Origin of the sequence: Nannocystis sp. (genome assembly GCF_016714285.1) — a bacterium.
Classification (GTDB): Bacteria; Myxococcota_A; Polyangia; order Nannocystales; family Nannocystaceae; genus Nannocystis.
In genome coordinates, this window is record NZ_JADJNN010000016.1 from 92,401 (window position 1) to 106,576 (window position 14,176).

At 71.1% G+C, this 14,176-nt stretch carries 11 protein-coding genes; 4 read left to right on the top strand and 7 right to left on the bottom strand.

Translation table 11 applies throughout. The features are described from left to right. The first annotated feature begins 108 nt into the window (after window positions 1-108). Window positions 109-513, top strand: coding sequence for a hypothetical protein (locus IPJ59_RS25260; protein WP_293273647.1), 405 nt, complete (start codon window positions 109-111; stop codon window positions 511-513). A 336-nt stretch (window positions 514-849) separates the two neighbouring features. Then, window positions 850-2,475, top strand: coding sequence for a hypothetical protein (locus IPJ59_RS25265; protein WP_293273648.1), 1,626 nt, complete (start codon window positions 850-852; stop codon window positions 2,473-2,475). Between the two features lie 268 nt (window positions 2,476-2,743). On the opposite strand, the gene IPJ59_RS25270 is transcribed toward IPJ59_RS25265, so the two are convergent. The 4 genes from IPJ59_RS25270 to IPJ59_RS25285 form a co-directional block, all read right to left on the bottom strand. Beyond that, window positions 2,744-2,968 (bottom strand): hypothetical protein, encoded by a 225-nt coding sequence (locus IPJ59_RS25270; RefSeq protein WP_293262997.1) that lies wholly within the window; start codon window positions 2,966-2,968, stop codon window positions 2,744-2,746. Window positions 2,969-3,111: 143 nt separating this feature from the next. Then, window positions 3,112-3,327 (bottom strand): hypothetical protein, encoded by a 216-nt coding sequence (locus IPJ59_RS25275; protein ID WP_293262995.1) that lies wholly within the window; start codon window positions 3,325-3,327, stop codon window positions 3,112-3,114. Between the two features lie 122 nt (window positions 3,328-3,449). After that, complete coding sequence (locus IPJ59_RS25280; protein ID WP_293273649.1) at window positions 3,450-4,541, bottom strand: glycosyltransferase; 1,092 nt, start codon at window positions 4,539-4,541, stop codon at window positions 3,450-3,452. Beyond that, window positions 4,538-5,263 carry a class I SAM-dependent DNA methyltransferase gene (locus IPJ59_RS25285; RefSeq protein ID WP_293262991.1) on the bottom strand — a complete coding sequence of 242 codons (726 nt, stop codon included), beginning with the start codon at window positions 5,261-5,263 and terminating at the stop codon, window positions 4,538-4,540. Before IPJ59_RS25285 ends, IPJ59_RS25280 begins: the two co-directional genes overlap by 4 nt. A 91-nt stretch (window positions 5,264-5,354) precedes the next feature. Here IPJ59_RS25285 and IPJ59_RS25290 point away from each other — a divergent pair, with 91 nt between their 5' ends. Further along, entirely contained in the window at window positions 5,355-6,560 is a 1,206-nt protein-coding gene (locus IPJ59_RS25290) for a hypothetical protein (RefSeq protein WP_293273650.1), read from the top strand. A gap of 262 nt (window positions 6,561-6,822) precedes the next feature. Next, on the top strand, window positions 6,823-9,378 hold the full coding sequence (locus IPJ59_RS25295) for a cation-translocating P-type ATPase (RefSeq protein WP_293273651.1): 2,556 nt from the start codon (window positions 6,823-6,825) through the stop codon (window positions 9,376-9,378). A gap of 149 nt (window positions 9,379-9,527) precedes the next feature. On the opposite strand, the gene IPJ59_RS25300 is transcribed toward IPJ59_RS25295, so the two are convergent. The 3 genes from IPJ59_RS25300 to IPJ59_RS25310 form a co-directional block, all read right to left on the bottom strand. Further along, on the bottom strand, window positions 9,528-10,661 hold the full coding sequence (locus IPJ59_RS25300; RefSeq protein ID WP_293273652.1) for a glycosyltransferase: 1,134 nt from the start codon (window positions 10,659-10,661) through the stop codon (window positions 9,528-9,530). Window positions 10,662-10,669: 8 nt separating this feature from the next. Next, window positions 10,670-12,178, bottom strand: a complete 1,509-nt coding sequence (locus tag IPJ59_RS25305; RefSeq protein ID WP_293273653.1) for a lipopolysaccharide biosynthesis protein — start codon at window positions 12,176-12,178, stop codon at window positions 10,670-10,672. Between the two features lie 100 nt (window positions 12,179-12,278). Further along, window positions 12,279-14,153: a M61 family metallopeptidase gene (locus IPJ59_RS25310; RefSeq protein ID WP_293273654.1), complete on the bottom strand. Its 1,875-nt coding sequence runs from the start codon at window positions 14,151-14,153 to the stop codon at window positions 12,279-12,281. Window positions 14,154-14,176: the final 23 nt, after the last annotated feature.

Consider the following 14,176-nt stretch of genomic DNA (forward strand, 5'->3'; position numbering starts at 1 on the left):
GGCATGCGCGCGCGGCCCTGGTGCTGGCTTTTCGTGGTGTTGGCGGGGTGCCAGCATTCGCGGCGTGATGAGCAGCAGGCGCCAGCGATCGGCCCGCTTCCGCCCAGCGTGACCGCGGATGCTGGCGCGCCACGGGTCGTCCTTGCTGCCGATCGGGGCCAGCTCGCGGCGCCGCCAGCGGGCGCGTCGCTGTGGGCCGACCGAGTCTGCGTCGAGGCGGCTGGCGCGGGCGGCCACCGCCTGGTGGTCGACAACGATTGCGGCTGCAACGACGGTCTGCTGTGCGCGCCCGACGTGGCCGGCCCGGGGCGCCTCGAGCTCGGCCTGCGCCTCGATCCCGAGCGTCAGCCGATGTGCGACGATTGTTTCGCCATGGTGCCCGGGCGCTGCCCGCTGCCGGTGCTGAGCCCGGGGCAGTGGACCGTGACGCTCGCGGGGGCGCCATTGTTCGAGCTGGCGGTCGACGGCGCCGGGCAGCCCGAGGCGGGCTGCTGGACGCGGGCCCTGCGCTGAGTCCGGCGCCTGGCGAGCCCGGACACTTGTGACGATGAATCTGCGTGCCGGCAGTCTGCCGATCACCTTCACCGTGGCGAGGGGCGGGCGGGAGCGACGCCACCGGAGGCATCAACAATTCTGTGACTCGCCATCATTGGGATCAATGATGGCGGTCCCGATCTGGAGCGGCGGAACGGTGTATGCGAAGGTATTGCGGCGCACGCAGCCCATTTTTCACTTACCAATCGACGATTCGAGACACAAGGTACCTTTGTACATTTGATGTGAACGCGGCCCGGCGATCCGAGTGGGTTGCCACGTGCCGCGAGTAACCTCAAGCAAGGATCCTTCGTCATGACCCGCAAACACATCATCCCGAGCCTCTCCCTCGCCGCCCTCGGCCTCATCACCGCCTGCACTGAACCGCCGGGCGACACCGAGCTCCGTCAGGGTCTCGTCGTCCACTCCGATATTCCCTACAACGACGACGTCGGCGGTTTTCGCTATACCGTGACCGAGGTCGACTGCGACAGCGGACAGCCGGTCCCGGGCGGCGTCAGCGAAACCACGACGATCGGCCGCGACGCGCTCTACCTGCCCAACGGCATCCCTGCCTTTGAGGGCAAGCCCTTCGATCCCGAATCCGAGCACATCTTCGGCGACCACTACTTCCTGCTGCCCGTCGGTTGCTACGATGTCCTCTCGGAGCCGCTGAAGGCCGCCTCGGACGAGCCCTCCGACAGCTGCTACGCCGCGCACGCGCGCAACGTCGAGGTCGTCGATGGCCTGACCACCGAGATCACGCTGATCAGCCAGTGCCTCGGACCGGGTCGCGGCGGCCTCGACGTGGTCACGAGCCTCAATCACCCGCCCACCCTCGAGGATCTCACCTTCGAGCCCTCGAAGTTCGTATCCACCTGCAACGGCATCGAGGTGTGTGCGACCGCCACGGACCTCGACGGCGATCCGCTCGAGTTCGCGTGGAAGCAGACCGGCGGCACCAAGGTCGCCCGCGGCCCCGCCGTCACCAGCACCACCGTCAACACGGACGGCACGGTCACCCAGTGCATCGTCCTCCAGACCGGCGCTGTCGGCGACTACGAGATGGAGGTCACCGTCTACGACCTGGCCTACGACGAGGACGGCGAGCTCGTGCATATCGAGGATCTGCTGGCCGCCCAGGGCGACCCGGCGCCCTCGCACGACGACCTCCGCGTCCCGATCCACGCTGGCGTCGAGTGCCCGATCACCGGCAACACCGTCGTCATGGTGTTGACCCTCCACGGGCCGAACGGCAAGACCCTCGCCAGCGCGGACGCGAAGACCCTGACCAAGAACGCGGTCGACTTCGTCAACCCGGCCGGCGGCACGCCGAAGATCCTCCTGATCCACGACTATAACAACCATGACGAGGACAACGCCGACGTCGCGGCGATCGGCGCCGACCTCAAGGGTCTCTACGGCGCCGCGAATGTCACCATCACCGAGCCCACGCGCATCGTGCGGCCCGAGGATGTCGCCGGCTTCGACGTGGTGTGGTTCTCCAACCCGGGCTGGCCGATGGGCAACATCTCCTCGCTGCCGACCACCTTCAACACCCTGCTCGACTTCCGTGGCGGCGGTGGCGGCCTCATCCTCCAGGGCGACGACATCACCCAGTCGTCGACCCCGACGCTCCCGCTGATGGAGACCCTCACCTACATGCGCTTCTCCAACAACGGCACCAACGCCTGCGGCCTTGGTATCGACAATTGGGGCGACAGCGCCTACGACGTGAGCTTCGCCAGCGAGACCCACCCGCTGCTCACCGGCCTCTCCGGCAAGAGCTTCAAGTACAACAACGACATCGACCATTCTTCGGCGATGATGCTCGGCGAGCAGGTGCTGGCCACCGGCAAGGTCGCAAGCGGGAACTGCTCGGTGTCCACCCCCGCGCTGGTCGCCATCGACCCGCTGGCCATCACCTCGACGATCCCGTGAGCGAGGGGAGGCGGTCCCGGCCGCGCCCCATCCTGCTGTTCCTGCTCGGGCACCGCGGCGCGGTGCCCGAGGCAATTCTGGTGGATTGGAAGTCGCTGTCCCGGACGGCGCGGCGCTGCGCCCAATAGGCGACGCCACCTTGCCACGTCGTATCGCCGAGGCCCAGCCCGCCACCGAGGAGCTGGACGAGCAGCCCCATCACCCCGGCGATCGCCCCCGAGGCAGCGTAGAGCGGAATCACGACGCTGGAAGCCTGGGTGCGCGACGCTCAGGGCACCGCCTCGACAGAGGCAGGCAACGGCCTGCAGTGCGTGATGTCGTTGACGTGGATGCGATTGTGGGCGTGAAAGATCACATATTCGGCGCCGCAGGCAGAAAAGACTTCGCATACGCCGTCACGGAAGGTCTGTCCGTCGCGCAGCTGGACCGCCACCAGTTCGTTCCCCGTGGCGGCGTGGACGAGGACAGCGACGACTTCAGGACTTGTGCACATGGGACTCCTCCGTTTATCCAAGCTCGCACGAATCGTCCGCCGAGTCATTGGCCCAGGTGCCACGGTTGTGCGCATATTTCACGCCGGAACGACACGCATCCGTGCAATCAATGCTGATGACCTGCGCCACCGCAGCGGTGATCTCAGGCCGTGACCTGGACCTTCGCGGACCGGCGGCTCGGTGTGGAGGCCGGGCGCGCGACCAGCGACCGCGGCTCGCAGATGGCCGCGAGGGTCTGGACGACGTCGTGCTCCGCGCCGTTCTTCTTGCGGGCCATGGCGTCACGCGCCAGATCGTTGAGCGAAAGCAGGGACCTCCCCTGCGTATATGCCGCCATGCAGATGTCGCGGTCGGTCACCATTCCCGCCAGATGCCCTCCGTCGTTGTCGACGACGACGCGTGCGTCAATATGGTGAGACGCACCGTTTGCTTGGGCGCCGAGAGTGGCCGCGGAAGTCGGGCGCGCAGCAGGACCAAGGTTCAGGCGCCCGGCGCAGCGGCGGTCGTGAGCACCTGGGTGAGGGCCCGGGCGAGCGCCTCGGGGGCGCCGGGGCGGACCAGGGGGGCGCCGGGGTAGAGGTCGTGCATGAGCTCGGGGATGCCGCCGACGGCGGTGGCGACGACGGGGAGGCCGAAGCGGTGGGCCTCGGCGATGACGAGGGGGGCGCCCTCGGAGAGGCCGCCGACCTCGCGGGAGGGGACGCAGAGGAGGGCGGCGCGGCGGTAGAGGGCGTCGCGTTCGCGGCCGGCGACGAAGCCGTGGAAGCGGGCGTCGAGCTTGCGGGCGGCGGCCAGGGCTTGCAGGCGCGGGCGCTCGGGGCCGTCGCCGGCGATGTCGAGGCGCGGCGGGTGGGGCATGAGGGCGGCGGCTTCGATCAGGTCGGCGACGCCCTTCTGTTTGATCAGTCGGCCGACGAACAGGACCTCGCGGTGATCGTTCGGCGCAGTCGCGGGTGGCGCGTCGTCGGGGACGGTGGCGACCATGGTGTCGACGTGACAGTGCGAGGGCGGGGTGGCGAGGCCGAGGGCGGCGGTGAAGCGGGCGAGCTTGTCGCGCGACGGGAAGTGCAGGCGGTCGGCGGCGAGCAGCGAGCGCAGGGCTCGCTGGCGCAGCGGGCCGGGCAGGGCGAGGACCAGGTCGATGTCGGTGCCGTGGCCGTGGAGCTCGCAGGGCAGGCCTGCGGCGCGGGCCTGCGGCGCGGCGAGCAGGCCGCAGGGTGCGAACATATGCGCGGCGACGAGGTCGGGCTTGTATCGGTGCAGTTCGCCGTCGAGGGCGCCGCGCAGCGCGGTGAGGAAGGGCGGGACCAGCAGGGCGCGCCACGGGCGGTCGCGGATGTTCTCGAGGATACCGAAGTGGCCGGTGAGCGAGGAGAGGCCGTGCGGGGCGTAGCGGAAGCGGACGACCTCGCAGGGGCTGGCGAGCGCGCCTGCGACCCACGCGGTGTCGGGGACGAGGAAGCGGACGGTGTCGCCGGCGGCGGCGCGGGCCTCCCAGTGGCGGAGGATGAAGCGGCCGCGGGGGTCGTCGGGGTATTGTGGGAAGGTCGAGCTGAGGACCAGGACCCTCACAGGCGCTCCAGCACCAGCACGTAGAAGCCGGCGAGGGCGGCGAGGGGGGTGTCCATCAGGGCCCACTCGAGGCGGTTGTGGAGGGCGCCGACGACGGGGAGGCGGGCGACGATCGGGTGCAGGGTGGTGACGCGGATGCCGAAGCGGTCGACGATGCGGGTGTGCTCCGGGAGCTGCGCGGCGGCCTCGGCGGGGCTCCAGAAGCGGGTGCTGATCGCGTCCTCGTGGAAGGCCTGCGAGGTGCTCTGCGGGCCCCAGAGGCGCTTGATCAGGTAGCGCAGGGAGTGACGATTGTAGATGTCGAAGATGAGGTGGCCGCCGGGCCGCGTGACGCGGACCATCTCGCGCATGCAGGCGTCCCAGTCGGGGATGTGGGCCAGGACCTTGAACGAATAGCTGAGGTCGAAGCTGGCGTCGGCGAAGGGCAGGGCAGTGGCGCTGCCCTCCTGCACGTCGAGGCCGCGCTCGCGGGCCCGCGCGAGCATGCCGGGCGAGAGGTCGACGCCGCGGGCGCTGCGGGCGTGCGGGGCGACCCGCTTGAGGACGAGGCCGGTGCCGCAGCCGACCTCGAGGACGTCCTGGTCGGTGCAATAGCGGCGGACGATCGCGGCGGCCTGGTCGTCGATCAGCTTGTGATAGCCGTGGTCGCGGTCGCGATCGTAGCGATCGGCGAAGGCGTCGTAGTAGGCGCGGTTATCGGTGGACTTGGCGGTCTCGGGCATCGCGCGCCTCCAGGGCGTCGTGGCGCGCACCATAACACCGCGGCAGCGGGGCGGGCGAATTTCCGGGCCGGCGCTCGTGATAGGGTCGGGGATGCTGAAGAAGGCGCGCAGGACAGCGATCGTGATGGTGCTGGCTGGCAGCTCGGCGGGCGGCTGCGGCGACGACGGTGCACGAGGCGACACGACGAGTCCGTCCGGGACCGCGACGACTGGCGCGAGTGTCGGGGGCACGAGCGGAGGCGGCCCCGGTGAGACCGGCACACCCACCACGGCGCCGACGGGCGAGACCGGCGTGGCGGCGACGGGTGACACGAGCACCGGCGAGGCGTTGACGGGCAGCGCGGGCAGCACGGGCAGCACGGGCGAGCCGGCGAGCACGGGGGACGCGACGACCGGGGGTTCGTGCCTGGACATCCTGCCGATGCCGGTCGGACCGGAGGCGGTGCTCGCCGACGAGTACAAGCCGTACTATCAGGCCTACGATCTCGGGGCCGTGCCGAAGCAAGGCGGGGGGGTGCTGCCGCGGCTGGGGGGGCTGGTGATCGCGCCGGACGACCCGCTCCTGGCCTACGTGATCGGGCCCTCGGAGGTGCCGGAGGCGCAGCTGCATAGCATCGTGCTCGAGCGGGGGCCGTGCGGGCACATCATCGGGTTCAAGGGCGAGGCGCAGCCGGTGTTGATGGCGCCGTACCTCGACCTGATGGTGAACGGGCCCAAGGGCATCGTCTTCGTGTCGCACTATCCGACGGCGGAGCTCTCGCAGTACGTCCCTGGCCAGGTGGCGCTGGCGAGCACGATCGACCTCGCCGGGCTGGGAATGGAGGCGATCCACAGCCCCGGCGGGATCAACTTTGTGCCGCCTGGTTATCCGGAGGCCGGGCAGCTGCGGATCGCGGGCTTCAACATCAATCACAACGGTACCAGCGGGTGGTACCGCGCGACGATCGAATTCACGGACCCCGCCTATGCGATCACCAAGCTGAGCAAGACCGTCGATATCCCGAACGGCCCCGGCGGGTTTGCGTACATCCCGATCGGCTCGCCGCTGTTCCCGGAGCAGCGGATCATCATGACCGAGTGGGACTCGGTTCCGCAGGCGGTATCGTCGTTCGCCGTCGATGCCGCGGGTGACCCGATCCCGGCCACGCGCAAGGGCTTCTTCACCAGCTTCGTCAAGCCGTGGGGCTCGTACTTCGAGCCGGAGACCGGCGATTACATCTTCCTGCAATGGGAGAACCAGCCGGACCACGTCTATATCGTGCAGGGCTTCGTGCCGCCGCCGCCGCTGCCGGGCTAAGAGGGCCCGGTCGGGGCGTCGTCGTCGCTATCGGTGGACTTGGCGGGCTCGGGCATCGCGGGCCTCCAGGGCGTCGTGGAGCGCACCGTAACACCGCACCATCGGGCCCAGCGAGAATTCGCGGGCCGCGAGGGTGGCGGCGGCGGCGGAGGCGGAGCGCAGCGCCGCGTCGGCGAACCTGGGGGCTCGCCGAGAAGACTCTTGGTCATGCGGCGAATAAAATGCCGTGTCGCTTCTCGTCCACGGGAGTAGGGTCCCGACCATGGACGGACTGACGACCAGCGAAGCCGCCGCGAGGCTCGTCCGGGACGGCCCCAACGCCTTGCCGACGGCGGGACCGCGATCGACCTGGGCCATCCTGCTCGACGTGGTGCGCGAGCCGATGTTCCTGCTGCTGCTCGCCTGTGGTGGTTTGTATATCGTCCTCGGTGACATCCGTGACGCGCTGATGCTGGTGGGTTTTGTCGTGGTGGTGATCGTCATCACCCTGTTCCAGCAGCGTCGCACCGAGCGGGCGCTCGAGGCCCTCCGCGACCTGTCGAGCCCGCGCGCGCTGGTGGTCCGCGACGGTGTCCGCACGCGAATCGCCGGACATGACGTGGTGCCGGGCGATCTGCTGGTCATCGCCGAGGGCGACCGCGTGGCGGCCGACGCGGTGCTCCTGACGGGCAGCAACGTGGCGGTCGACGAGTCGCTGCTGACAGGCGAGTCGGTGCCGGTCGGCAAGCAGCCCGTCGCCGCCGGTACGCCCGTGCCGAGCGTGATGGGCGCGGCCGGAGGCGACGGGTCGTCCCACCTGTTCTCCGGGACGCTGATGGTCGGTGGCGCCGGGCTGGCGCGGGTGCTCGGGACCGGCGCCTCGACGGCGCTGGGGCGGATCGGCGCGGCGCTGGCCAGGGTCGTCGAAGAGCCGACGCGGATTCAGAAGGAGACCTCGAAGGTGGTGCGTCGTCTGGCAATGGTCGGCCTGGCGTGTGCGGCCTTCGTCGCCGTGGCCTATGCGCTGACCCATGAAGGCGACTGGCTGCACGGGCTGCTGGCCGGGTTGACGCTGGCGATGGCGATCCTGCCGGAGGAGCTGCCAGTGATGCTCGTGATCTTCCTCGGCCTCGGAGCCTGGCGGCTCGCGCAGCAGAAGGTGCTGACGCGCCGCGTGCCCGCGATCGAGACCCTGGGGGCGGCGACGGTGCTGTGTGTCGACAAGACCGGCACCTTGACCGAAAATCGGATGGCGCTGGCGGTCCTGGCGGTCGACGGCGAATCCACCGACCTGCGCGGCCAGCCTGGCGCCGCGCTTCCGGAGGCCTTTCATGCGCTCGTCGAATTCGCCGCATTGGCGAGCCACCGCGAGCCCTTCGACCCGATGGAGAGGGCGATCCGCGAGACCTTACAACGCTTGCTCGCCAGCACCGAACACGTGCATCCCGAATGGGAGCTGGTCGACGAGTATCCGCTCTCGCCGGAACTGCTGGCGATGTCCCGGGTCTGGCGCTCGGCCGATGCGCGCAGCTACGTGATCGCGGCCAAGGGCGCGCCGGAGGCGATCGTCGAGCTGTGTCATCTGCCGGCCGAGCAGGCCGAGGCGATCGCGGCCCGGGTCATCGCGCTCGCCGAGGGGGGCTTGCGGGTCCTCGGCGTGGCGAGGGCGGTGGCCCTTGTGGCGCCGCTGCCCGATCACCAGCACGCCTTTGAGTTCGAGTATCTCGGCCTGCTCGGGCTCGCCGACCCGGTGCGTCCGGCGGTGCCCGGGGCGCTCGCCGAGAGCCACGCCGCGGGCGTGCGCACGCTGATGATCACCGGCGACCATCCGGCGACCGCCATGGCCATCGCGCGCCAGATCGGGCTCGACACGTCGGCGGGTCATATGACGGGCCTGGACCTCGAGGCGCTGTCGCCCGAGGCGCTCGGCGCCCGGTTGCGGACCGTGAATGTGTTTTGCCGCGTCAACCCGGACCACAAGCTACGGCTGGTGGAGGCGCTCAAGGCCAATGGTGAGATCACCGCGATGACCGGCGATGGGGTCAACGACGCGCCGGCGCTCAAGGCGGCGCATATCGGCATCGCTATGGGCGGTCGCGGCACCGACGTCGCCCGCGAGTCGGCGAGCCTGGTGCTGCTCGATGACGACTTCACGTCGATCGTCCACGCGATCCGCCTCGGCCGCCGGATCTTCGACAATCTCAAGAAGGCGATCGGGTTCACCCTCGCGGTCCACGTCCCGATCGTGGGGCTGTCGATCATGCCGGTGCTGTTCGGCTGGCCGCTGGTGCTCCAGCCGGTCCACATCCTGTTCCTTCAGCTCGTCATCGACCCGACCTGCTCGATCGTCTTCGAGGTCGAGCAGGAGGACGCTGACACGATGACCCGCCCGCCGCGGCCGCTCACCGCGAGGTTGTTCGACGCCGATACGCTGTGGGTCGGTCTGCTGCAGGGGGTGCTCGTCACGGGCCTGGTCACGGCGGCGAGCCGCCTCGGCGCGGAGGATCCCGATACGGCGCGCGCGCTGGCGTTTGTGTCGCTGGTGCTCGCCTCGCTGGCGCTCATCGCCGCCAATCGCTCGCGCACGCGGACGGCGTGGGCGATGCTGAGGACGCGCAATGCGGCGCTGGGATGGATCGCGGGCGGGACGATAGGGCTGCTCGGAGGGCTCATGGCGATCCCGGCGCTGCGATCGATCTTCGGGTTCGGGGCGCTCACGCCAGGGCAGTTCGCGCTCGCCCTCGGCGTCGCCGCGGGCAGCCTGGTGGGCTGTGAGATCGTGAAGCGGCTGGTGCCCGTGCGCGGCGTCCCGCGGCCGCGGGCCCGGAGGCTGGCCTGAGCCCGATAAACACGAAAGATACCAAGACTCTCAGTTTCGCATGTCGAGAATGGATCGACGTACTTGAAATCTGCGTCACAAAATCGCCAAACCACGGGTGGCTGCCTTCGATCTCGAGGGTGATGCGCTTCGATTCGTCGTCGTCGCGGCTATCGGTGGACTTGGCTGGCTCGGGCATCGCGCGCCTCCAGGGCGTCGTGGAGCGCACCGTAACACCGCACCATCGGGCCCAGCGAGAATTCGCGGGTGGCGAGGGTGGCCGCGTCGGCCGAGGCGCAGCGCAGCGCCGCGTCGGCGCGGCATAGCGCGAGGGCGGCTCGCGCGAAGGCTTCGGGCTCGGCGGGCGCGGCCTGGCCGGGGTGGAGCTGGTGGTGCGCGCCGACGCGGAAGAGCTCGCGCACGGGGTCGGCGTCGACGGCGAGGACGGGCACGCCGCGGGCGATGCCCTCGAGCAGGACCAGCGGGAGGTCGACCTTGCGGCGCACGTGGTCGGCGGCGTAGAGCTGCAGCGATGCGCCGCGCAGGAGGGCGTCCATGTCGGGGACCTCGCCGCGGAGGGCGACGCGGCCGCGGGCGAGCGGGCCCTCGAGCTCGCGCTCGATGTGCGCGCGGGCCTCGCGATCGCCGTCGGCCTTGGGACGGCAGGCGATCGTGAGGGTCCAGGCAGACAGGGCGGGCTCGGCGAGGGCGCGGCCGACGGCGATGAGGCGCCCGGCGACGTCGAGGTCGAGGTCGCCGGCGTAGAGCAGCGAGCGGCGCGCGGCGACCTGGGCGGGCGGGTCGACGGGGACGGTGGCGACGGCGGGGTAGATGCGGTGGATCTTGGTTTCGGGGACGCCGGCGGCGACGAGGCGGCGCGCGGTGTGATCGGAGAGCACGACGATCGCGTCGAGCGGGCGCAGCAGGGCGGTCCAGGCCTCGCAGCCGTGGGCCGACATGAGGCTCTGCACGAGTAAGCGGCGCGGCTGGAGGCGGCGCAGCGAGGCGACGGCGCGCGAGGTGACCGGGTTCGGGGTGAAGCAGAGGTGGACGGGGAGCTCGCGGCGCGCCGGGTGGAGCATCGCCGCGAGCACGCGCAGCTTGGCGAGCAGGCCGGGGCTGTAGCCCATCGGCGCGTGGTCGAGGACACGGTCGCCGGGGCGCAGCGGGTGCGCGGGGTCGCCGAGGTAGACGAGCGGGCGATCGCTCGGGGTGTGGGTGATGAGGTCGCGGATGAGCACGGTGGAGCCGTCGCGGAAGGGCGGGCGCAGCGGCTTGGAGACGATGAACCAGGGGGCGGGCATGACGGCGATCACGGCGCGTTGGCGCCGGGTTGTGCCTCCCCGGCGGGGCGCTTGCGGAGGGCGCGGACCTCGACGAGGTTGAGGGCCTTCGTGGCGACGACGACGGCGATGAAGACCAGCGCGAGGGCGGCGAGCTTGACGAGGATCATGAGCTTGCCGGCGGGCATCCAGGCGCGGGCGGCGAGCTCGACGCAGACCGCGGCGGCGGCGACCTTGAGGAAGAACAGCAGGGGGACGCGGGCGGCGAAGCTGCGGGTGAGGGCGAGGAGGCTGACGAGGCCGGCGAGGGCGCCGGCGGAGGCGACCGCGATCGCGGCCCCGGCGGTGAAGCGGCCGGGGACGAGCGCGAGGCCGAGGCCGGCGACGGTGATCAGCGGGACGGCGATCAGGGCGACGGCGACCCGCGTACGCTGCACGGAGTTGAAGATCCAGGCGGCGGTGATGGTGAGGGAGTAGCCGGACATGCCCCATACGAGCAGGCGCAGCTCGTCGGCGGCGGAGGCGTAGGCGGCGGGGAACAGCAGGCGCTGGACCTCGGGCGCCGCGCTGGCGCCGACGCTGCTCATGAAGGCGAGCAGGAGCACGCAGACGCGGGCGGTGGCGCCGACGTAGCGGCTGATCTCGGCGTGGTCGCGGCCGGCGTGGAGGGTCGCGATCAGCGGGAACATGACCAGGCTGACGGCGTTCATCAGGCTGTAGGGGACGCGGGCGATCAGCTGGGCGCTCGAGTAGAAGCCGAGGGCGTCGTCCTGGGCGGCGGTGATGGCGTGGCGCTTGAGGAGGAACAGGTCGAAGCCCTGGAGGACGTTGACCCCGGCGGTGAAGAGGGCGAGCACGATCGCGAAGCTGGCCATCGGCGGCAGCGGGCCGGCGCCGGCGCCCGCACCCGCGGGGCGGGCGAGGGTGACGAACACGATCGAGAGGCCGAAGGCGAGCAAGGAGGCGAGGGTGAAGCCGCCGAGGATGAAGGTGAGACCGAGGCCGAGCGCGGCGGCGGCGATGATGAGGCCGGCCTTGGTGGCGGCCATGAAGATGTCGAGGCTGGCCTGCAGCTGGAAGCGGCGGGTGGCGTTGACGGTGCCGACGTTGACGGCGTAGACGGCGTAGATCAGCGGGATCGGTGCGACGATGCGCAGGGGATCGGCGAGCGCGGGGTCCTGCATGAAGCGGCCGGCGATGAGGTCGGCGCCGAGGAAGAGGACAGCGGCGACCAGGCCACCGAAACCTGCGGCGACGCGGAAGCCGCGGCGACGCAGGGCGTCGTAGTTGGGACAGCCGACGCCGTACTCGGCGGACATCGGGCGGCTGACGGCGAACAGGAGGGTCTGGATCAGCACCATGTTGGGCACGGTGATGAACTGGCTGAGGACGTTGTAGTCGCCGTAGGTGGCGGGCGAGACCAGCTGGGTGAGGTAGATCGAGACGGCGTAGCCGGCGAACAGGAAGAAGAGCTTGGCGAAGCCGATCGAGATGCCGCCGGTGCCGAGCCCGCGCGCCTGGGTGGAGGGCGTTGCCATCGCGGCGGGACGCTAGCACGAACAGGTGGGGCCGTAGGTGGCGCTCCGCGGGCTCTCAGGGCGCCGCTGTGGCCTGCGTGGGTGGCCGCTCCGCGGGCTCTCAGGGCGTGGGTGTGGCGAGCCAGGCGCGGCGCAGGCCGAGGGTCTGCGGGCTGAGGGCGGCGTCCGGGGCGAGCTCGAAGTGGAAGCTGCGGTGCGGGTCGACGGCGAGGACGAGGCTGCGCAGCTCGAGGCGGCCGCCGCGGAACACGGCCAGCTCGACGCGCTCGCCGGGCGGGTGATCGCCGAGGCGGAGCTGGGCCTCGTCGCCGGTGTGGACGCGCAGGCCCGCGACCGCGACCACCTCGTCGCCGAGCATGAGGCCGGCGGCGGCGGCGGGGCTGCCGGGCTCGAGGTTCTTCACGCTGCGCTCGGGGTCGAGGACCAGGCCGGTGTAGGGGCGCGGGCCGGCCTCGCTGGTGACGCGCACGCCGATGCGGGCGAGCAGCTCGGGCAGCGGGAGCTCGGCGGTGGCGTCGACGTGGCGGGCGAAGAAGGCGTCCATCGCCTCGCCGGCCTCGGCGCTGGCGGCCGCGACGATGTCGGCCTGGGTGATGCCCTTGCCGCGCGCCCCGTGGCTGGCCATGAGGCGGCGAAACAGGCCCGGGAGCGAGCCCTGGAGGCCGTGGCTGGCGGATCGCAGGCGCAGCTCGAGGTCGAGGCAGAGGCCGAGGTAGTGGCCCTTTTCGTAGTAGCTGATGACGGTGTTGCCGTGGCTGGGGCTGGGCTTGTAGGCCTTGATCCACGCGTCGTGGCTGAGCTCCACCAGCGGGCTGTGGTTGCGGCCGGGCTTGCGGAGGTAGGCGCTCCAGCCGGTCGCGAGGTCCTTGAGGTAGGCGTCGGGGGCGAGCAGGCCGGCGCGCAGCAGGGCCTGCTGCTCCATGGTCTCGGTGAAGCCCTCGGAGAACCACAGCAGGCGGGTGTAGTCCTCGCCGCGGTAGTCGTAGGGGGTGAGGTCGGCGTCGCGCAGGCGCTTGGCGTTCCACAGGTGGAAGAACTCGTGGGCGGCGAGGTTGCTGACGCGGCGGTAGCCGGTGGGGTCGGAGAAGATGTCGCGAGGCACGCGCATGAGGGTGCTGCTGGCGTGCTCGAGGCCGCCGTCGCCGGTGTCGTCGGCGACGAGCATGAAGACGTAGCGGGGCAGGGGCAGGCCGCCCATCAGCTCGGCGAAGGCGCGGACGATCTTCTGCAGGTCGGCGGCGATGCGGGCGGTGTCGGCGTTGCTGCCGGCCGGCGCGGCGAAGACCAGCTCGACGCGGGTGGAGGCGACGGTGAAGCTGCGCAGCTCGGGGGTGCCGAGGATGAAGGGGGCGTCGACCAGGGCGTGGTAGTCGGGCGCGACGAAGCTGGCGTTGCCGGCGGGAGCGGGCGCCGGATCGAGGGCGCTGTGCGCCTGCCAGCCGGCGGGGAGCGTGAGCTCGACGCGCGCGGGCCGGGCCGTCTCGCCGACCAGGTAGAGGAAGATCGAGGCGCCGTTGAGCGTGGCGTGGCGGTCGTCGACGTGGCTGGTGCGCACGCCGGGCTCGTCGGCGAAGACGCGGTAGCGGATCCGAAAGCCGCGCAGGCCGTGGTCGACCCGCCAGGTCTGCTTGTCGATCTGCTTGACGGGCAGCGGGCGGCCTTGCAGATCCTCGGCGCGCAGGCCGTCGACGTGGCGGGCGTGGTCGCGGACGAGATAGGAGCCGGGGGTCCACGCCGGCATGGCGACCTGGCTGCGCAGGCCCTTCGCGCGGGCGACGGTCATTGTGACGTGGACCCACTGCTCGGTGGGCGCGGGGATCTCGAGCGCGTAGGTGACGAGGCGGCGCGGGGCGTCGACGGTCGCGCGGGCGGGCTCGCTGGCTCCGGGGGCTCCGGGGGCCCCGCGGGTCGTGGCGGGCGGGGCCGCGGCGCAGGCGGCCAGCGCCGCGGCGAGGACGAGCGGTCGGCGGAGCATCGGCCGGGGAGTGTACCAGCGGG